This window comes from Aeromicrobium sp. Leaf350 (genome assembly GCF_916858655.1).
In the GTDB taxonomy this organism is placed as follows: Bacteria; Actinomycetota; Actinomycetes; order Propionibacteriales; family Nocardioidaceae; genus Aeromicrobium.
The window spans coordinates 75,274-94,019 of record NZ_CAKASL010000002.1 but is presented as its reverse complement, the minus strand read 5'-3'; the positions used below and the strand labels follow the sequence as shown (position 1 = coordinate 94,019).

The following is an 18,746-nucleotide window of genomic DNA, read 5'->3' as shown; positions in this document are numbered from 1 at the left end:
TCTTTCGGACAGGGTCCTCACAACCTTGTCATTCCGGTCACACGGAGGCCTGATCCGTGGTCCGATGCGGGAGACCACCCCGGCCGCTCGCGGCCGGATCCTCCTCCCTCACGAGGTTCACACCATGAAGAGAACAGCCCTCCGGCTGGGCATCGCGGCAGCAGTCGCCGCGATCGCCCTGGCACCGGCGGCCGCGAACGCGGACGTCGTCATCGGCAACGGCAGCGACCAGACCATCGACGGCAGCGGAGGTCCCGACCTCCTGACCGGCGACCCCGCCTTCACCGGCGCGGGCAGCGACGACACCATCAACGGCAACGGTGGCAACGACACGATCTACGGCGACGGTGCCTTGACCAACAACGGCGGCGACGACGTCATCGACGGCGGCAACGGCGGCGACACGATCCACGGCGACGGCCCCGTGACCAACAACGGCGGCGACGACGTCATCGACGGCGGCAACGGTGCCGACACGGTCTACGGCGACGGCGCCGTCACCAACAACGGCGGCGACGACGCGATCAGCGGTGGCAACGGCGCTGACGACCTGTTCGGCGACGGCAACATCGTCGTCGGCATCGGCGGCAGCGACTTCATCGACGGCGGCAACGGCGCCGACACGATCTACGGCGACGGCAACACCGTCATCGGGATCGGCGGCAACGACACGATCCTCGGCGGCGAAGGCGCCGACACGATCTTCGGCGACGGGGTCAACTTCGGTCCGGGCGCGGTCGGCGGCGACGACTTCGTCGACGGCGGTGACGGAGCCGACTCGATCTTCGGCAACGGCGGCAACGACCTCCTGTACGGCGGCAACGGCGCGGACACCATCGACGGCGGAACCGGCAACGACGAGCTCTGCGGCGAGGCGGGCAACGACACCCTCCTCGGCGGCGCCGACCTGGACCTCGCGTGCACGGTCGCCGACCTGGCGTCGGGCGTCTCCGGCGTCCCGATCACGATCAACGTGGCCGCCAACGACGAGCAGCTCGACGACGAGACCGCCGCCGAGGGTCTGGGCACGCCCGGATCGCTGCGTCAGTACTTCATCGACACGGCACTGACCGACCCGGCGAACTTCACCAACATCTCGTTCAACAGCATCACCGGTGAGCTCACCTTCACGGCACTCGCGTCGGGCAGCATCTACTACTACCTGGCCCTGTGCGCGATCCCCGGTGACGCCACGAGCTGTGTCATCTCGGGCCAGTCCACCGAGATCGTCGTGACCGTGGCCCCGGCCCCGGTCGTCCCGACGACCCCGCCGCCGGCCACGGTGGCTCCGGTCGTCCCGACCGCCGCTCCCGCGGCGGCCGTCACGCGGGCGGGCGTCCTGCCGTCGACGGGCCTCGAGGCCACCGCCGGCATGCTCGGCGTGGGCGTCCTCGTGACCCTGCTCGGTGGCGCGGTCCTGATGGGTGCGCGCACCGCGCGTCGCCAGCAGGCCTGACCTCCGCAGCGAGCCAGGGCCCGCACTCGACCTCGCGGTTGAGTGCGGGCCCTTCGTGCGCTTGGATCGAGGCACACACCCGCTCTCGGACGAAGGACCCACCATGGCCCAGAAGCAGTCCATCCTCGGTCGCATCAGCCAGCTGACCCGCGCGAACATCAACTCGCTGCTGGACAAGGCCGAGGACCCGCAGAAGATGCTCGACCAGCTCGTCCGCGACTACACGAGCTCGATCGCCGAGGCCGAGGACGCGGTGGCGCAGACGATCGGCAACCTGCGCCTGGCCGAGGCCGACCACGCCGAGGACGTCGCCGCCGCCAAGGAGTGGGGCGGCAAGGCGCTGGCCGCGTCGCAGCGCGCCGACGTGCTCCGCTCGAGCGGGCAGACCGGCGAGGCCGACCGCTTCGACCAGCTGGCCAAGCTCGCGCTCACCAAGCAGATCTCCTTCGAGGGCGAGGCCAAGCAGGCCGCCCCGATGATCGCCTCGCAGGGCGAGACGGTCGAGAAGCTCAAGGTCGGCCTGGTGCAGATGCGGGTCAAGCTCGACGAGCTCAAGGTCAAGCGCGACCAGCTCGTCGCGCGGGCCAAGACCGCCGAGGCGCAGGCCAAGGTCGCCGACGCGGTCAAGTCGATCGACGTGCTCGACCCCACGAGCGAGCTGTCGCGCTTCGAGGAGAAGGTCCGCCGCGACGAGGCCCTGGTTGCCGGGCACGCCGAGCTGGCCTCCGCGAGCCTCGACTCGCAGTTCGCCGAGCTCGAGGCCGACGGTGACACCCTCGAGGTCGAGGCGCGCCTGGCCGAGCTCAAGGCCCTCCAGACGGGCGCCCAGCAAGCCGTCGAGGGCGAGGGCAGCGCCCGCTGAGCAGAGCGCTGACAACGGGGGAAACGCCTGACAGGATGACCCCATGAAGCTCTCCGAGACATTCACCTACAGCGCCACCGTCGACGAGGTGTACGGCCTCATCACGTCCGAGGAGTTCCGCACCGAGACGTGCGAGGACCAGGGTGCGATCGAGTACGACGTCGCGGTCGACGACGGCGTCGTCACGATCGTGCGCTCGATGCCGGCCGAGCTGCCCGACTTCGTCAAGAAGCTCACCGGCCCCACGGTCAAGGTCAAGCAGACCGAGAAGTGGAGCCAGAAGAGCGACGGCTCGCGGGTCGCCGACGTGAAGGTCTCGATCGTCGGTCAGCCGGCCGAGATGCTGGGCACGGCTGCGCTCGAGGACGACGGCAAGGGCGGCACCGTGTTCACCGTCAAGGGCGACGTGAAGGTCTCGATCCCCCTCATCGGTCGCAAGATCGAGCCCGAGATCCACAAGCAGATCGTCCGGTCGATCAACGCCGAGGTCGAGCTGGGCAAGACCCGCATCTGACTCAGCCGAGGAGCGCGCGCACCTCGTCGAGCTCGTCGGCGCCGAACCACTGCAGGTGACCGCTGTCGTCGAGCGCGAGGTGGAACGCGGCGACGTGCCGCAGCAGCACCGGGTCGTCGGCGGCCCCGACCTCGGCGGCCACGGCGACCGGACCGGTCTCGGCCGCCTCCTCGAGCGCGGCGAGCTCGTCCTCCTCGTCCTCCGAGGCGGGCAGCAGCTGTTCGTTCTCGAGCGCCTCGCCCGCCGCGAGACGCGCGAGGTCGTCGGCGTCGGCCGCGAGGTAGACCCTCACGCGTCGCTCCGCGTCGGCCGCTGCCGACCCCGGGGCGCGCGGCGGCCCGACGACGTCGCGGTCTCGACCAGCTCGTCCATCGACTCCGAGATGCACTGCCCCAGCACGTCGAGGTCCGGCACGGCGTCGCGATCGCCCACCAGGCCGAAGAACACGTGGCCGTTGTACGACGTGACGGCGATCGAGACGGCCCGGCTGCCGTGCAGCGGGATCGCCGAGTACACCTCGCGGACCTGCTGCCCGGCGAGGTAGACCGGGTCGAACGAGCCGGGCACGTTGGTGATCGTGATGTGGTGGTCGCGGCGTGCCTCCGCCATCGCGACGCGGGCGCCGACGGCGTGGAAGGTCGAGGTCGCGAAACCGGGGAGGTTGGCGAGCTCGTTCGCGGCCACGGCCAGGCCGGTCTCGCGGTGGTCCTTCAGCGCGTAGGAGACCTGGTGGAGCCGCACGACCGGGTTGGACTCCCCCACCGGCAGCGACAGCAGGTGACCGCGGACGCGCGAGCCGAGCGAGGTCGGCAGGCCCTCGGAGACGACCGACATCGGCACGAGGGCGCGGAAGCTGGTCTTCGGCGTGACCGGCTCCGCACGGGTCAGCATCCAGCCGCGCAGGCCACCGGCGATCGAGGCCAGGACGGCGTCGTTGACGGTGCCGCCGTGCAGCTCTCGGACGCGACGGAGGTCGTCGAACGAGACGGCGACGCTGGCGAACCGGCGATGCCGCGACAGGGTCGTGTGCAGGACGCCGCTGGCCGGCGGGGTGGGCGTCCCGAAGCCCGGCAGGTGGCGCACGAAGCGGCCCGCGACGCGCTCGACGGTGTGCAGCGCCTCCGCCGGATGGGTCACCGTGCGGTTGATCGCGGACGCGGCGAGGTTGACGGCACCAGGATCCGGCCGCGGCGTCCACTCCTCGTGCGGGATGTCGCGCGCGTGTGCGACCTCCTCGAGCAGCACCTGGGCCAGGTCGACGGTCTCGGAGCCGTCGACGAGTGCCTGGTGGGACTTGAACAGCAGGGCGACGGCGCCGTCCTCCAGGCCCTCGACGAGGTAGAGCTCCCACAGCGGGCGCTCCAGGTCGAGCCGGCGGGCGATCAGGCGACCGACGAGCTCGTTCAGGGAGTCGCGCGTGCCGGGTGAGGGCAACGCCGAGCGGCGCACGTGCATCGTGATGTCGAAGTTCTCGTCGTCGGTCCACACCGGCGGTCCGATGCGGCCGGGGACGTGGCGCGGCACCTGTCGGTAGCGAGGCACAAGGTCGATGCGCTCGTCGATGATGCGCAGCAACCGGTCGTGGTCGAGGGGTTCGTCACCACCCTCGAGGATCGCCAGGGTCGCGATCTGACGGGGGACGGTGGTGCTGTCGCTCTGCAGGAACAACGCGTCCAACGGGCTCAGTCGCTGCATGGCCCTCCTCACTCCGGTGCAGGCGACGCTATCACCGCACGCCCGCCCATGACGGACGTGGCGAGGACCTCGAGACGACGCACGAACGTCGAGCTCGGCGCCGATGCGCGAGGTGACCTGCCGAGCATCGCCGCGGTGTCGAGCACAGCGTGGTCGAGGGGCAGGAACACGTCGGGCACGAGCCCGGTCAGACGCCGCACGGTCTCGGCGATCTCTCCCTCCTTCCAGCCCAGCCCCGGGCGGACGTGGTTGAGGACGAGGGCCGCCGGGGGCCCCGGCACCACCTCGCGCAGCTCCAGGAGCCCGTGCACCAGGCGGGTCAGCCCGACCGGGTCGGCTCGACCCACGACGACGACCGCGTCGGCGGTCTCGACCAGGTGCCGGGTCAGGGCGTGCCGAGAGCGTCCGACGGCGCCGTCGAGGTCCAGCCCGGAGCCGACGTCCACGACGACGTCGTGGTCGATCCTGAGGCGGTCGACGACCGTGCCGAAGGCGCCGACCCGCAGGTGCGGCCACAGGTCGGCCCGCGGCAGGCCGGTCATCAGGTCGAGGCCCGGTTCGACCTCGACGAGGTGGTCGACGACCTCGTGCGCGCGGCCGTTGCCGGCGGCGCGACACGCGCCGAGGACGCCGCTGAGGTCGTCGAGCACGCCGAGCTGCTGGGCGAGGCTGCCACCGGCCACGTCGGCGTCGACCAGGGCCACCCGACGGTCCGTGGTCGCCGCGGCCGAGGCGAGACCGACGGCGAGGGTCGACCGCCCCGGAGCGCCGGTCGGACCCCAGACGACCACGGTGCGGGTGCGCCCTCCCTCGACGGGCGCGGGCGGAGGAGGCGGCACGGGAGCCGGCTCGCCCCAGTCGACGTCTCCGAGGCGGTCCGGAGCGGGCCGGCGGACGATGCCGAGCGCAACGGCCCCCGCAGGGTCGCCGCAGGCGGCCACCGCGACGCCGCACGCGATCAGCTCACGCACGACGTCGAGGTCGAGCCCGGACAACGACGGATCGACCACGGCCACCGCGGCCACGCCGGTGCGCGCGACCGCCAGCAGCTCGGCGACGTCGACGCAGCGCCGCGCGAGGCGCAGGTGCGGCGCGCGCTCGATCGCCGCGATGGCGGCCGGCTCCCAGGCCGCGCCGGCCGCGGCGATCGCGACGTCGGTCACGGCACGCGGACCAGGGTCACGTGGCCGGCGGCCGTCGCTGCGACCTGCTCGCCGTCCAGCGCGTCGTCACCGAGGTCGAGCACGACCGTGCGGGTGACGCTGGCCCCCAACGTCTCGGACTCCCCGGCGTCGAGCACGCGCAACGCGACGGCGACGCGCGTCGCCGGGACGTCCGCGGGCTCGCCCGGCCCCGGACCGACCCAGACGTCGACCAGGTCGCCCGGCGCCAGGTCGCCCGGAAGGTACCCGGTCTGCACCGAGACCGGCAGGTGACCGCGAGACGGCTCCCCCGCCCGCCAGGCCTCCTGCCCCACGAGTGAGCCCGGCGCGAGGTCGGTGCTCCAGCGCAGGTCCGCGATCTCGCCGGGCAGCTCGTCGTCGACCCGCACGTACGCCCCGGCGACCTCGTCGCCGAGGCGGACGCTGGCGGCCACGAGGTCGGCGCGCTGCACGGGATCGCCCGCCTGCACCGACGACGACACGGTCCAGTACTCGACCGTGTCGTCGGCCTGGGCCATGACCCGCGCACCCAGGGTCGTCGCGCCCAGCACCAGCACCACCCCCGCGAGAAGACGCGGGTCGCGCCATCGGTGCACCCTGACCCGTCGTGCCGGACGTGCTCCCGCCCCACCTCGCGTCATCGCTCATCCCCCCGGATCGACGGCGCCCGAGAGACGCCTGCTCCGGAGTTCTACTGGAGCACCCGACGACTCCGCCACCCCCTGCGGGCCTCGTCCACAGGCCCCGGCGGCGCGCCCTGCACTGACACTCCGCCGTGCCACACTGGCGTCATGGTTTCGGAGACGCCGCGATTCCTCACGCTGGCCGATGTCGCCGAGGTCCTCAACGTGACGGTCCGCCAGGTCTACGCACTGGTCCGCAACGGAGACCTCCGGGGCATCCAGATCGGTGGACGCGGACAGTGGCGGGTCGAGCACGTCGAGCTCGAGGACTACATCCAGCGTCAGTACGCGCGCGCCGGTGTCCACCCGCCCGAGACCGATGTCGAGCTGGCCGACGAGTCGGTCGACTCCCACCCGACCACCGACTGACACCGCCCGGCGGCCTCAGCCTGACCGCACCGTCGCGATCGCCGACCACGGCAGCCAGGTGCGCCCTGACGGGCCCTCCAGCAGGACTGCGTCCGCGATGACGGCGCCGACCTGACCGACGACGTGCGCTCCGTCGACGCGCGCGACCCGCGCCTCGGAGCCCTCGTCGCGCAGCGCCCTCCAGACGTGCGCCCACCCGAGCCTGCCCGTGACCGGTGTCAGCGCCGGGGCGCGTCCGCGTCCGCCGCGCCACCCCACGACGGCCGCCCGTGACACGACGACGTCCTCGCACCCTGCCGACTCGACGACGAGGAGGTCGGCCAGCGACTGCGTGACGACACCGTCGATCCGCCCCGCCCCCAGGACCTCGATCACCACCTCGCCCCACAGGACGTCGCGGCTGCCGACCGAGGCCCACTCCTCGTCGACGAGCTCCTCGACGAGGGCATCGCGCTCGAGGGCGGCGTCGTCGAGAGCCTGGGCCTCCAGGTCGGCGAACAGCCGCTCCCACCGCATGCGCGGAGCCTAGTGACCGCTTCGCGACCCTTCCTTGTCCTGGGGACGGGTCGTTGACAGGTGCGGTCAAACGGTCTTGTCTGTGTTCAAACGGTATCAAACGTCATCAAACGGGGGAAATCATGCACGATTCGAGGCCAGGCAGACGCGGCTGGACCGCCATCGGCGCCACCGGCGGGCTCGCGCTCGCTGCGCCGGAGGTGCCCGCCGCGCCGCAACGCATCGCTCACGGCGACCTGGCCGAGGCCCTGACGGCGGTCACCTCGCTGCTCCTGTCCGGCGTGGCGCTGTGGCTCCTGGCCGTGCTGGCCCTGGTGGCACTCGCCTCCCACACCGGCGTCGGCACCGCTGCCGCACGCCGCCTGGCCCCGCGGTGGCTCGCCGCCGGACTCACGACGGGCGCCCTGGCGCTCGGCGGCGCGGCTCAGGCTGCTCCGAGCGACCTCGACGGACTCCCGCTGCCCGACCGGGCCACCGTGGCGGTCGCGGCAGCGGCACCCACGTCCGCGCCCCCACCCGCGACCGGCGGGGCTGCTGGCACGGTCGTGGTGCAACCCGGCGACTGCCTCTGGGACATCGCCCGGCGACACGCTCCGCCGGGCAGCCCCGACTCCACGGTCGCGGCACTGACCTCCGCCTGGCACCGGGCCAACGTCCCCGTCATCGGCCCGGACCCCGATCTGCTCGTGCCCGGCCAGGTCCTCACGGCGCCGACCGGCTTCCTCGCCGCGACGCCGGTGACGCCATGAGGTCCGCCACGGCCCTCGCCGTCGAGATCCCGTTCGGCATCGACGCCCAGGTGGACCACCAGATCCCGCTGCCGATCCCCGGCGTGCGCCCGGTGCTGCCCGTGCCGGTCGAGCGCGGCCCGAGGCCCGGGGCTCCCCTGCGGGAACGGACGTCCCGGTTCCTGCAGGCCGTCGTCGAGGTGCTCGTGGGTGAGCGTCCCGCCCGCCAGCTCGCCGGCTGGCTCGCCCCGGACGTCTACCGGCAGCTCGAGCGGCGGGCGACCCTCGGTGCGCGCCTCACGTCGGGACGCCGCAGCAGCGCGCGGATCGTCTCCGTGCACGTCTCGATGATCGAGCCGACCATCGCCGAGGTCTCGGGCCGGTTCGTGCACCACCGGCGCTCCCGTGCCGTGGCCGTCCGCCTCGAGCTCGCCCCCGACCACCGGGGCCAGCCGGGCTGGCGGTGCACCGCGCTCGAGTGGGCGTGACGACGGCCCCCCGGACCAGGTCCGAGGGGCCGTGCGTGTCGCTGAGGGTCAGCGGTTGTTCTTGCGGCTCTTGCGCTGCTGCTTGGCCTTCTGGCGAGCCTTGTCCTTCGCGTTCTGCTGGCGGCGGGCCTCGGTGTCCGCGCCGTCGGCCTCCTCGGTGCGCACCTCGGGCTCACCGTCCTCCGACGGGGCGGAGTAGGCCAGCTTCTGCTCGCCCTGCGTCTCGACACCCTTGGCCGAGACCTGCGGGGCCTCGCCCTCGGCAGCCGCGCCGTCGGCCGGAGCCTGCACGTTGACCTCGACGTTGAAGAGGTAGCCGACGGCTTCCTCCTGGGTCGCCTCCATCATCGCCGTGAACAGGTCGAAGCCCTCGCGCTGGTACTCGATCAGCGGGTCGCGCTGGCTGTACGCCCGCAGGCCGATGCCCTCGCGGAGATAGTCCATCTCGTAGAGGTGCTCGCGCCACTTGCGGTCGAGCACGCTCAGCACCACCAGGCGCTCGGCCTCGCGGGCCACGGGCTCGGTGAGCTCCTCCTCGCGGCGCGAGTACGCCGCCTGGGCGTCCTCGACGAGCGTGGCGGTGAGCTCCTCGCGGGTGAGCTTGTCGCGACCGCCGGCCTCCTCCTCGACCTCGGCGACCGTGCGCGAGACCGGGTAGAGGGTGCCGATGGCCAACCAGAGGGCGTCGAGGTCCCACTCCTCCGAGAAGCCCTCGGTGGCGCCGGCGACGTAGGCCGTGACGACCTGCTCGATCATGTCGTGGACCCACTCGCGCAGGTCCTCGCCCTCGAGCACCTTGCGGCGCTCGGCGTAGACGACCTCGCGCTGGCGGCTCATGACGTCGTCGTACTTGAGGATGTTCTTGCGGGTCTCGAAGTTCTGCGACTCCACCTGGCTCTGGGCCGAGGCGATCGCGCCCGTGACGCGCTTGTTCTCGATCGGCACGTCGTCGGGGATGTTCATGCGCTGCAGGACCCAGTTGACCCAGTCGGCCTTGAACAGCCGCATCAGGTCGTCCTCGAGGGACAGGTAGAACTGCGAGATGCCCGGGTCGCCCTGTCGACCGGAACGGCCGCGCAGCTGGTTGTCGATGCGGCGCGACTCGTGGCGCTCGGTGCCGATGACCGCCAGGCCACCCAGCTCGACGACCTCGTCGTGCTCGGCCTTGACCTGCGCCTCGGCGGTGGAGACCGCGTCGGCCCAGGCGGCCTCGTAGCCGCTCTCGGGATCGGCCGGGTCCATGCCCTGCTTGCGCAGCGCCTGGTCGGCGATGAACTCGACGTTGCCGCCGAGCATGATGTCGGTGCCGCGGCCGGCCATGTTGGTGGCGACCGTGACGGCGCCGCGGTGACCGGCGAGGGCGACGATCGCGGCCTCGCGCTCATGCTGCTTCGCGTTGAGGACCTCGTGCACGACACCGCGCTTGCGCAGCATCTTCGAGAGCCGCTCGCTCTTCTCGACGCTCGTGGTGCCCACCAGGATCGGCTGGCCCTTCGCGTGGCGCTCGACGATGTCCTCGGTCACGGCGTCGAACTTGGCGTCCTCGGTGCGGTAGACGAGGTCGGCCAGGTCCTCACGCGCCACGGGTCGGTTCGTGCGGATCGGGACGACGCCGAGGCCGTAGATCTTGTCGAACTCGCTGGCCTCGGTCATGGCCGTTCCGGTCATGCCGGAGAGCTTCTCGTAGAGACGGAAGTAGTTCTGCAGCGTGATCGTGGCGAGGGTCTGGTACTCCTCGCGGATGCGCACGCCCTCCTTGGCCTCGATCGCCTGGTGCAGGCCCTCGTTGTAGCGACGACCGTCCAGGATGCGACCGGTGTGCTCGTCGACGATCAGGACGTTGCCGTCCATCACGACGTAGTCCTTGTCGCGCTTGAACAGCTCGCGCGCCTTGACGGCGTTGTTCAGGAAGCTGATGAGCGGGGTGTTGACCGAGTCGTACAGGTTGTCGATGCCGAGGGCGTTCTCGACGGCGTCGATGCCCTCCTCGGTCACGCTGATCGTGCGCTTCTTCTCGTCGACCTCGTAGTGCTCGTCCGGGTTCATCTTCGCGATGATCGTGGCGAACTCCGCGTACCACTGGACCTGCTCCTGCGTGGGTCCGGAGATGATCAGCGGGGTGCGGGCCTCGTCGATGAGGATCGAGTCGACCTCGTCGACGACGGCGAAGAAGTGGCCCCGCTGCACGCACGCGGCGAGCTCGGTCGCCATGTTGTCGCGCAGGTAGTCGAAGCCCATCTCGTTGTTGGTGCCGTAGGTGATGTCGCACGCGTACGCCTCGCGGCGCTGAGCGGCCGACATGCCCGGCAGGATCGCGCCGACCGAGAGGCCGAGGAAGCGGTGGACGCGGCCCATCCACTCGGCGTGGTAGCGCGCCAGGTAGTCGTTGACCGTGACGACGTGAACGCCCTTGCCGGCCAGGGCGTTGAGGTAGGCCGGCAGGGTCGAGACGAGGGTCTTGCCCTCACCGGTCTTCATCTCGGCGATGTTGCCGAGGTGCAGCGCGGCGCCGCCGAGGATCTGCACGTCGAAGTGGCGCTGGCCGAGCACGCGGTCGGCGGCCTCGCGCACGACGGCGAAGGCCTCGGGCAGGAGGTCGTCGAGCGTCGCGCCGTCCTCGAGCCGCTCGCGGAACTCCACCGTCATGCCGCGCAGGTCGTCGTCGCTCATGTCGGTGAAGTCGTCGGCGAGAGCGTTCACCTGGTCGGCGATGGCCTCGAGCTGACGCAGGATCTTGCCCTCGCCGGCGCGGAGGATCTTGTCGATGATCTTGGGCACGCGGATGCACTTCCTCGAAGACTGGCCGCTGGAGTGGCCTGAACAGGGCGAGTCTAGGCGGTCTCGCCAGCATTCCCGTGAACGGGACGGTCGTGAACCGCCTGCGCCAGCGCGGGGGCCAGGTCACCACGCTCCCCGACGGTCACCTCGCCGGCCCCGAGCCAGGTGGCCAGGAGCTCGAGCTCGGCCGCCAGCTCGACCGCGGTGTGCCCCGGAGCATGACTCTCGGAGTACGCCCCGAGCACCTGCACCGTGCCCGTGCGACGGTCGTGCTTGAGGTCGACACGACCCACCAGACGGTCACCCAGCAGGAAGGGCAGCACGTAGTACCCGAAGAGCCGCTTCTCCGCCGGGACGTAGATCTCGATGCGGTAGTCGAAGTCGAAGAGCTGCTTGAGCCGGGTCCGCTCGAAGACCAGCGGGTCGAACGGGCTGACCAAGGACCGCGCGCGGACCTTGCGGGGCGTGACGGCGTCACGGTGACGCCAGGCCGGCCGCGCCCACCCGTCGATCGTGGCCGGGACGAGGACTCCGTCCTCCTGCAGCTCGGCGATCGCCTGGACCGTGGGCGCCGGTTGCAGCCGGAAGTAGTCGCGCAGGCACTGAGCGGTCCCGATGCCGAGGGCCCGGGCGGCGTGCTCCACGAGCTCACGGTGCGCCGCGTCCGACGGCAGGTCGGGACGCTCGGCCACGTGCGGGGGCAGCACGCGCTCGGCCACGTCGTACAGGCGCTCGAACTGCGCGTTGCGGCCCGCCACCATGACCTCACCGACGTAGAAGAGGTACTCCAGCGCCTGCTTCGCCTCGGACCAGTTCCAGCCCCAGCTCGACCGGTCGCGCGGGACGTCGTCCTCGACCTGGCGCGCCGTCAGCGGGCCCCGCTGCGCGACCTCCTCACGCACCTGCTCCACGAGCTGCGGCTTCTCCCGAGCGATCTCGCGGGGCCCGCCCCACATCCGCGACTCGTCCTGGCGCTTGAACGCGAACGCGGGCCAGAGCTCGACGTCGAGGAAGGCGGCCTCGTGGGCCCAGTACTCGACGAGGCGGCGCGGTGAGCGCTCCGCCGCCCGGTGCAGCATCGAGGTGTCGTACGGCCCCAGCCGGGAGTACAGCGGCAGGTAGTGCGCGCGCTGCAGCACGTTGACGGAGTCGATCTGGAAGAAGCCGAGCCGGTCGATCGTCGCCCGCAGGTGTCGGGCCGAGACGGACCCGGCGGGACGGCCGCGGGCGAAGCCCAGCGCACCCAGGGCGAGCCGGCGCGCCTGGAGCACCGTGAAGCGCTCCGGTGCCGGGGTCACGACGGGATCACTCCTCAGAGGTCGTCGACGAGCTTGCTGCGCACGGCGTACATCGCCGCTTCCATGCGCGACTTCATCTGCAGCTTCTCGAGGATGTTGCGGATGTGGTTCTTGACCGTGTTCTCGCTGATGAACAGCTCCCCGGCGATCTCGCGGTTCGACTGCCCTCGGGCGACGAGGCGCAGGACCTGCAGCTCGCGCGCGGTCAGGCTGGCCGACGGCGCGGGGCCCTTGGAGATCTGCACGAACTCCTCGAGCAGCTTGGTCGCCATCGTGGGGCTGATCAACGACTGGCCCGAGGCCACGAGCCGCACGGCCTCGGCGACCTGGTCGTACGTGGATCCGTCCTTGAGCAGGTAGCCGGAGGCACCGCTCTTGATGGACTCGTAGAGGTCGGACTCGTCGTCGCTGGCGGTCAGCATGATGATGCCCGTCGTGGGCGACGTGGCCTTGATCGCGCCGCAGATCTCCACCCCGCTGCGCCCCGGCATGCGCACGTCCAGCAGCACGACGTCCGGAGGGTTCTCGGCGACCTGGGTCAACGCCTCGTCGCCGCCCGTCACCTCGACCAGGTCGAGGGACGGGTCGGCGCTGAGGACCATGCTGACCCCGCGACGAAAGAGCTCCTGGTCGTCGACGAGCAGGACCCGGATGCGCTCATTGGCCTCTGACACGGTCTGAACTATGCCACGCAGGCCGGGGATTGCACGCGAGGACGGCAATTGAGACGAAACCGTTTCACTCCGTGGTCGGATCGAGGTGGATCACGCCGTAGTCATAGCCTCGCCGCCGGTACACGACGCTCGGCTGCATCGAGTCCTTCTCGACGAACAGGTAGAAGTCGTGACCGACCAGCTCCATCTCGTAGAGCGCCTGGTCGAGCGTGATGGCGGGTGCCCGGTGGGTCTTCTCGCGGACGACCATCGGCCCGTCACCCTCGATCTGCACCGGCGAGGGACTCTCGGGCGCAGCGTCGTCGACCTCGGTCAGCAGGCCGTCCGGGACGTCGGAGGTGGCCTCCGCGAGCGAGACGGGGGTGTGCTGCCCGTGGTGGATGCGCTGCCGGTCGGCCGCGCGGCGCAGCTGCGAGTGCAGCTTGTCGACGGCCGCGTCGAGCGCCGACGCCTGGTCGGTCGAGCAGGCCTCGGCCCGCACGACGGGTCCGCGCGAGCGGACCGTGAGCTCCACGCGCGCGCCGCGATCGTGCTGGCGGGGGTTCTTCTCGTGCGTCACCTCGACGTCGACCCGGCTGATCCGCTGGCGGCTGTCGAACTTGTCGATCCGCTGGAGCTTCTCATGAACCCGCTCACGGAATCTCTCCGAGATCTCGCTGTTGCGGCCCGTGACGACGATTTCCATGAGTGACCTCCCGCGTTGTGGATGAGCGTTCATGCCATGTTCATGACCGTAGTCGGGTCGGAGCGACGAAGGGAAGGCCCCTGTGTGAAGTTCTGTCACTTCTCAGTCGGGCGCGCCCGGGGCGACGGGGTGTGCGCCACCACCACGACCCCCGCAGGTCGTACACCGGCCGCGCGGAGCGCCCGCACGGCCTCGCGGACCGAGGCTCCGGTGGTCAGCACGTCGTCGACGACCACGACCTCGCGCACCCCGGCCCGCACGCAGGCGGCGAGCGCGTCGGGCGCTGCAGCGAACGCGCCGGCGACGTTGCCGTGGCGCTCGGCGACGGCCAGTCCCACCTGGTCGCGCGTGCGTCGGACCCGGCGCAGCGCGGGGTGCGCGACGGCGTCGACCCCGACCGCACGCAGGCTCTGAGCCGCACGGGCCGCGAGCATCAGCACCGGGTCGCCGCCACGGCGGCGCACCTGGGCCGCCGCCGTCGGCACCGGCACCAGTCCGAGGCCGCCGTCGGTCGGCAGCAGCGCACACCCCACGGCGAGGAGGTCGCCCAGTGGTGCGGTCAGTCGCTGCCGTCCGCGGTCCTTCCAGGCGACGACGATGCGCGCGGTGGAGCCCGCGTTGTCGAGCAGGGCCACCGTGGGAGCTCCGAGGTCGCTCGGCACGAGGCGCGGCCGCGGGCGGCAGGCAGACGCGCAGGCCGGGCACCAGTCGAGCCCGGGGGCACCGCACCCCGCGCAGTCGGCCCCGACCGCCAGGTCGGCCGCCGCCGACCACCACCGCTGCGAGGAACCCACTCCGTGAGGGTCTCGGGTCCGGACCGCGAGCACGACCACCGCCGGGTCGCTGGTGGACGACCGTGCCCTGTGGACTCAGCGACCGCCGGTCAGCCCCCGAGCCGCGACGCCGAGCAGCCGCCACGAACCGCCGGACGGGAGGTACCACAGGCGGCTGCGGTCATCGGTCACGTACAGGTCGGGGACGTCTCCCGATCCCGCCGCGACCGCCGTGATCGCGACGTTGGGCAGTCGAGGCGCCGTGCCGGCCGAGGCGTCCGACGGCGAGCCGTCGATCGAGGCGCGGTAGACCTGCCGCCCGGTCTCGCCGTCGCCGACCACGGCGATCCTGGAGACACCGAGCCAGACGACCCCGGCCGGGGAGACGACGTCGGGTGCGATCGGCGTCGCAGCCTGGAGCGCGGGCGCGTCGCCGTCGACCACGACCCCGGCGAGCACGTCGCCGGCCTCGCGGGTCACGGCGTACCGCGTGCCGCTCGGGTCCAGCGAGAAGGACGTGACACCGGCGAGCCCACCGGTCACCGGCACCTGCACGGTGCCCGCCTCGGACACGAGACGCACCCGCAGGAGTCCGCCGGGACGATCGGACACCCAGAGCCGGTCGAGGGTGTCCCACGCCAGCCCGACGACCTGGTCGGAGACCTGGACCTGCTCGAGGGGCTCGCCCACCACCCTCACGACGCCGTCGGCGCCCAGCACCGCCACCGCGCCCGGGCGCGTCGCGACGAGCTGGGCGGTCGACGCCAGCTCCTCCGGCAGGTCGGGGACCTGCGAGGGCGTCCCGCTCGTGAGGGTCACGACACCGTTCTCGGTGACCGCGGAGACCTGGCCGACGGCCGGCGCGGCGTCGAACCGCGCCCACGCCGTGACCGGCTGGTCGGCCGTGCCCCCCGCGACGAGAGGACCGTCGCTGCCCACGATGCGCACCACCTCGACGTCCGGCACCTGACCGAGCGTGCGGACGACCTGGGCCGACAACCGACGGCGGACCTCGACGTCGAGCGTCGTCAGCGACACGTCGAACTGCACGGTGGCCCGGCCCCCGGACACCGTGACCGCGGGGTTCCACACGTCCGGTCCGGGAACGTAGGTCCGGGTCTCGCCGGCCACGCGGGGCGGCCCTCCCGTCACGAGGGCCGCCATCAGCGACGTCGCCAGGCGCTCGCCGACCTGCAGGTGCACCGGGTCGGCCACGAGCTCCTCGCCACCGACGTCGAACTGCTGCACGTCGAAGGACTGGTAGTACGTCTCGAAGTACCCGCGGGAGATCGCGAGGCCCGGCGGCGGGTTGTCGATGCGCCACTCCCCCTCGTCGCGCACGAGCTCGAGCGTCGTCGTGACCTCCCCCGCGGCCTGCTGGAAGTGGCCCGTGCGGTCGAGCGTGCCGGTCTGCTGGACCGTGAGGTCGATCAGCGTGAGGTCCTCGTCGACCTCGCGCACCCGCATCGTGGGGGCGCGGTAGATGCGCACGCCGTCGCCCGCGGCCCACCCGTCGGCGGCCTCCCGGGAGAGATAGGCGCTGGCCGTCGCGCTGGAGACCGGGTAGGCGAGCATCGCGTCGAGGTAGCCGGCGGCGATCTCCAGCGGTTCCGCGCCCGGCGCGGGCGGTGCCGGCTGATAGGTGATCAGGTCGCCGTCGTCGGCCGCCTCGCTGGCGCGCTGCACCTCGGTCTCGGTCGGCAGCCCGGCGCACCCCGAGAGCAGGGCCACGGCCATCGCGATCACGGTGATCCGCCGCCTCATGCGTCGCCCGCCTCTCGCATGGGCTCGAGCGCCGGTCGCTTCACGTCGCCCCCGGGCTTCGGCAGCGTCAGGACGAAGTCGGTGCCTCGCCCGGCGATGCTGCCGACCCGCAGGTCACCGCCGTGCAGGCGCGCGTCACCGCGGGCGATCGACAGCCCCAGCCCCGTGCCGCCGGCCGCGCGCGCCGGGTCGGCCCGCCAGAAGCGGTCGAAGACGCGCAGCGACTCCTCCGACGTCAGTCCGACGCCGTGGTCGCGCACCGAGAGCGAGACGGACCCGGCGTTCTCGCCGACCGTCACGACGACGTCCTCGGAGCGGCTGTACGCCGCGGCGTTGGCGACGAGGTTGCGCACGACACGGTCGACGCGGCGCAGGTCGGCCTCGGTCACGACGGGTTCGTCGGCGCCGACCAGACGCACGTCGATGTGCTTGCGGGTCAGCACCGGGTCGCCCACGATGCGGCGGGCCACCTCGGCCAGGTCGACCGACTCGAGCTCGAGCTGGGCCGCCCCCGCGTCGAACCGCGACAGGTCCATGAGGTCGGCCAGCAGCTCCTCGAAGCGCTGCAGCTCGCGGTGCAGGAGCTCGGCCGCGCGCGCGGTCGAGGGGTCCCAGCCCGACCGCGCCTCGTGCAGGACGTCGCCGGCCATCTTGATCGTGGTCAAGGGGGTGCGCAGCTCGTGCGAGACGTCGGACACGAACCGCTGCTGGAGCTTCGAGAGGTTCTCGAGCCGGGCGATCTGGCTCTGCAGGCTCGCCGCCATCTGGTTGAACGACTCCGACAGGCGGGCCAGGTCGTCCTCGCCGCGCACGTGCATGCGCTGCTCGAGGTGCCCTGCGGCGAACCGCTCGGCCGTGCGGCGGGCGAGCCGCACCGGCTCGAGGACCTGCCTCGACATCACGAGCGCGACGGCCGCGACCATCACGATCATGGCCACACCCGCCAGCGCGAGCGCGTTGCGCACCAGGTTCAGGGTCTCCTGCTGGTCGGCCGTGCTGAAGACGTAGTAGATCCCGTAGTCGTCGCCCGTCGACGGCACGTCGAGCCTGCTGCCGACCACGACCACCGGACGGGTCTCGCCCTCGGCGACCGGCACCTCCGCGAAGCGCCAGTAGACCCCGTCGGAGTCGGCGACCGTCTCGACCAGGTCGTCGGGGATCGCGGAGGCGGAGACGTTCCCGCTCGAGCGCACGGGGGCCGGCTCGCCCGGCTCGCCCAGCGGGCCGGCCACGACGACGTCGTAGCGCCCCTCCCCCTGGCCGCTCTGCGTCAGCGAGTCGACGATCTGCGACACGGCCTCGCTGGCCGCCGCTGCGTCGGCGACCGCGGTGGTCTCGAGCTGGGCGCGGACCCGGTCGAAGCCGGCCCGGGCCTCGGCCACCGCACTCGTGCTGCGCGCCTCGCCCAGGCCGTCGGCCACCTGCGCGAGCAGGGCCCAGCCGGTGAGCCCGATCGCGAGGCTCGTGAGCGCGACGGTGCTGCCGACGACCCGGAGGCGCAGCGACCGACGCCAGAAGCCGGCCACCGAGGAGGCGCCCCGACGGACGCCACCCCACAACCCCTCCCGGGGCTCACTCATGAAGGGGCGATGGCCTGGTAGCCCACGCCGCGCACGGTACGGATGATCGTGGGGTTCTCGGCGTCGTCCTCGATCTTGGAGCGCAGCCGGGTCATGTGGACGTTGACGAGCTTGGTGTCGCCCGGGTGGTGGTAGCCCCACACCTTCTGCAGCAGGACCTCACGTGTGAAGACCTGCTCCGGCGTGCCGAGCAGGCAGGCGAGCAGGTCGAACTCGAGCGGCGTGAGCTCGAGCGGCTGCCCGCCACGGTGGACCGTGTGACCGGCGGGATCGAGCACGATGTCGCCGAACTCCAGCGTCTCGAGGATCTGGTCGGTGCGCCGCAGGCGAGCCCGGATGCGGGCGACGAGCTCGGAGTTCTTGAACGGCTTGACGATGTAGTCGTCGGCGCCGGCAGCCAGACCGGCCACGACGTCGTCGGTGTCGGTGCGGGCCGTGAGCATCACGATCGGGACGTTGGACGACTCCCGGATGCGGCGGCACACCTCCATGCCGTCGACGCCCGGCAGCATGAGGTCCAGCAGCACGACGTCCGGGCGGAAGGAGCCCATCGCCGCGGGCACCTTGTCGCCCGAACGACACACCGCCGTCGTCAGCCCCTCCCCCTCGAGCACGATCGACAGCATCTCGGCCAGCGAGGCGTCGTCATCGACGATGAGGACGCGGTCGTGATGGGTGCGGCGATGGCTCATGCGGGGTGGGACCGCCGACGGCGGTGCG

At 72.0% G+C, this 18,746-nt stretch carries 19 protein-coding genes; 6 read left to right on the top strand and 13 right to left on the bottom strand.

What is annotated here, in order from left to right; translation table 11 throughout:
* Positions 1-124 precede the first annotated feature (124 nt).
* The 3 genes from LO931_RS09280 (at position 125) to LO931_RS09270 (ending at position 2,832) form a co-directional block, all read left to right on the top strand.
* Positions 125-1,456, top strand: coding sequence for a calcium-binding protein (locus LO931_RS09280; protein WP_229053302.1), 1,332 nt, complete (start codon positions 125-127; stop codon positions 1,454-1,456).
* Between the two features lie 103 nt (positions 1,457-1,559).
* Positions 1,560-2,318, top strand: a complete 759-nt coding sequence (locus LO931_RS09275) for a PspA/IM30 family protein (protein ID WP_229053300.1) — start codon at positions 1,560-1,562, stop codon at positions 2,316-2,318.
* 43 nt (positions 2,319-2,361) lie between these two features.
* Positions 2,362-2,832 (top strand): DUF2505 domain-containing protein, encoded by a 471-nt coding sequence (locus LO931_RS09270; RefSeq protein WP_229053298.1) that lies wholly within the window; start codon positions 2,362-2,364, stop codon positions 2,830-2,832.
* A gap of 1 nt (position 2,833) precedes the next feature.
* Here the strand turns inward: LO931_RS09270 and LO931_RS09265 are convergent, their stop codons facing one another.
* The 4 genes from LO931_RS09265 to LO931_RS09250 are packed head-to-tail and all read right to left on the bottom strand — an operon-like array spanning position 2,834 to position 6,286.
* The gene (locus tag LO931_RS09265) at positions 2,834-3,124 is read right to left on the bottom strand and encodes a hypothetical protein (protein ID WP_229053296.1); all 291 of its coding nucleotides are present in this window, start codon (positions 3,122-3,124) and stop codon (positions 2,834-2,836) included.
* Positions 3,121-4,527, bottom strand: a complete 1,407-nt coding sequence (locus tag LO931_RS09260; protein ID WP_229053294.1) for a wax ester/triacylglycerol synthase family O-acyltransferase — start codon at positions 4,525-4,527, stop codon at positions 3,121-3,123. The genes LO931_RS09265 and LO931_RS09260 overlap by 4 nt, the downstream gene beginning before the upstream one ends.
* Positions 4,528-4,535: 8 nt before the next feature.
* The gene (locus LO931_RS09255; protein WP_229053292.1) at positions 4,536-5,690 is read right to left on the bottom strand and encodes a hypothetical protein; all 1,155 of its coding nucleotides are present in this window, start codon (positions 5,688-5,690) and stop codon (positions 4,536-4,538) included.
* Entirely contained in the window at positions 5,687-6,286 is a 600-nt protein-coding gene (locus tag LO931_RS09250; RefSeq protein WP_229053291.1) for a hypothetical protein, read from the bottom strand. Before LO931_RS09250 ends, LO931_RS09255 begins: the two co-directional genes overlap by 4 nt.
* Before the next feature lie 195 nt (positions 6,287-6,481).
* Between LO931_RS09250 and LO931_RS09245 the strand changes: the two genes are divergently transcribed.
* On the top strand, positions 6,482-6,742 hold the full coding sequence (locus LO931_RS09245; RefSeq protein WP_229053289.1) for a helix-turn-helix domain-containing protein: 261 nt from the start codon (positions 6,482-6,484) through the stop codon (positions 6,740-6,742).
* Between the two features lie 15 nt (positions 6,743-6,757).
* Here the strand turns inward: LO931_RS09245 and LO931_RS09240 are convergent, their stop codons facing one another.
* Complete coding sequence (locus LO931_RS09240; protein WP_229053284.1) at positions 6,758-7,258, bottom strand: hypothetical protein; 501 nt, start codon at positions 7,256-7,258, stop codon at positions 6,758-6,760.
* 122 nt (positions 7,259-7,380) lie between these two features.
* Between LO931_RS09240 and LO931_RS09235 the strand changes: the two genes are divergently transcribed.
* Positions 7,381-8,007 carry a LysM peptidoglycan-binding domain-containing protein gene (locus LO931_RS09235; RefSeq protein WP_229053282.1) on the top strand — a complete coding sequence of 209 codons (627 nt, stop codon included), beginning with the start codon at positions 7,381-7,383 and terminating at the stop codon, positions 8,005-8,007.
* A complete protein-coding gene (locus tag LO931_RS09230; protein WP_229053280.1) occupies positions 8,004-8,474 on the top strand; it encodes an Rv3235 family protein in 471 nt (156 codons plus the stop codon). Before LO931_RS09235 ends, LO931_RS09230 begins: the two co-directional genes overlap by 4 nt.
* A 48-nt stretch (positions 8,475-8,522) precedes the next feature.
* Here the strand turns inward: LO931_RS09230 and secA are convergent, their stop codons facing one another.
* The 8 genes from secA to mtrA form a co-directional block, all read right to left on the bottom strand.
* The gene (secA, locus tag LO931_RS09225) at positions 8,523-11,240 is read right to left on the bottom strand and encodes a preprotein translocase subunit SecA (RefSeq protein WP_229054273.1); all 2,718 of its coding nucleotides are present in this window, start codon (positions 11,238-11,240) and stop codon (positions 8,523-8,525) included.
* Positions 11,241-11,305: 65 nt separating this feature from the next.
* Positions 11,306-12,550: a winged helix-turn-helix domain-containing protein gene (locus tag LO931_RS09220; RefSeq protein ID WP_229053278.1), complete on the bottom strand. Its 1,245-nt coding sequence runs from the start codon at positions 12,548-12,550 to the stop codon at positions 11,306-11,308.
* Positions 12,551-12,564: 14 nt separating this feature from the next.
* On the bottom strand, positions 12,565-13,224 hold the full coding sequence (locus tag LO931_RS09215; protein WP_229053276.1) for a response regulator transcription factor: 660 nt from the start codon (positions 13,222-13,224) through the stop codon (positions 12,565-12,567).
* Positions 13,225-13,288: 64 nt separating this feature from the next.
* On the bottom strand, positions 13,289-13,909 hold the full coding sequence (gene hpf / locus LO931_RS09210) for a ribosome hibernation-promoting factor, HPF/YfiA family (protein ID WP_229053274.1): 621 nt from the start codon (positions 13,907-13,909) through the stop codon (positions 13,289-13,291).
* 95 nt (positions 13,910-14,004) lie between these two features.
* A complete protein-coding gene (locus LO931_RS09205; protein ID WP_229053272.1) occupies positions 14,005-14,703 on the bottom strand; it encodes a ComF family protein in 699 nt (232 codons plus the stop codon).
* A 75-nt stretch (positions 14,704-14,778) separates the two neighbouring features.
* The gene (locus tag LO931_RS09200) at positions 14,779-16,446 is read right to left on the bottom strand and encodes an LpqB family beta-propeller domain-containing protein (protein ID WP_229053271.1); all 1,668 of its coding nucleotides are present in this window, start codon (positions 16,444-16,446) and stop codon (positions 14,779-14,781) included.
* Positions 16,443-18,026, bottom strand: a complete 1,584-nt coding sequence (gene mtrB / locus LO931_RS09195) for an MtrAB system histidine kinase MtrB (protein WP_229053269.1) — start codon at positions 18,024-18,026, stop codon at positions 16,443-16,445. The genes LO931_RS09200 and mtrB overlap by 4 nt, the downstream gene beginning before the upstream one ends.
* Complete coding sequence (gene mtrA / locus LO931_RS09190) at positions 18,023-18,718, bottom strand: MtrAB system response regulator MtrA (protein ID WP_229053267.1); 696 nt, start codon at positions 18,716-18,718, stop codon at positions 18,023-18,025. Before mtrA ends, mtrB begins: the two co-directional genes overlap by 4 nt.
* Positions 18,719-18,746 lie beyond the last annotated feature (28 nt).

Excerpts from the sequence above, each read along its gene's own strand:
- LO931_RS09280 (WP_229053302.1), top strand. The coding sequence starts at position 125 with ATGAAGAGAACAGCCCTCCGGCTGGGCATCGCGGCAGCAGTCGCCGCG.
- LO931_RS09275 (WP_229053300.1), top strand. The coding sequence starts at position 1,560 with ATGGCCCAGAAGCAGTCCATCCTCGGTCGCATCAGCCAGCTGACCCGC.
- LO931_RS09270 (WP_229053298.1), top strand. The coding sequence starts at position 2,362 with ATGAAGCTCTCCGAGACATTCACCTACAGCGCCACCGTCGACGAGGTG.
- LO931_RS09260 (WP_229053294.1), bottom strand. The coding sequence starts at position 4,527 with ATGCAGCGACTGAGCCCGTTGGACGCGTTGTTCCTGCAGAGCGACAGC.
- LO931_RS09245 (WP_229053289.1), top strand. The coding sequence starts at position 6,482 with ATGGTTTCGGAGACGCCGCGATTCCTCACGCTGGCCGATGTCGCCGAG.
- LO931_RS09240 (WP_229053284.1), bottom strand. The coding sequence starts at position 7,258 with ATGCGGTGGGAGCGGCTGTTCGCCGACCTGGAGGCCCAGGCTCTCGAC.
- LO931_RS09235 (WP_229053282.1), top strand. The coding sequence starts at position 7,381 with ATGCACGATTCGAGGCCAGGCAGACGCGGCTGGACCGCCATCGGCGCC.
- LO931_RS09230 (WP_229053280.1), top strand. The coding sequence starts at position 8,004 with ATGAGGTCCGCCACGGCCCTCGCCGTCGAGATCCCGTTCGGCATCGAC.
- hpf (WP_229053274.1), bottom strand. The coding sequence starts at position 13,909 with ATGGAAATCGTCGTCACGGGCCGCAACAGCGAGATCTCGGAGAGATTC.
- LO931_RS09200 (WP_229053271.1), bottom strand. The coding sequence starts at position 16,446 with ATGAGGCGGCGGATCACCGTGATCGCGATGGCCGTGGCCCTGCTCTCG.
- mtrB (WP_229053269.1), bottom strand. The coding sequence starts at position 18,026 with ATGAGTGAGCCCCGGGAGGGGTTGTGGGGTGGCGTCCGTCGGGGCGCC.
- mtrA (WP_229053267.1), bottom strand. The coding sequence starts at position 18,718 with ATGAGCCATCGCCGCACCCATCACGACCGCGTCCTCATCGTCGATGAC.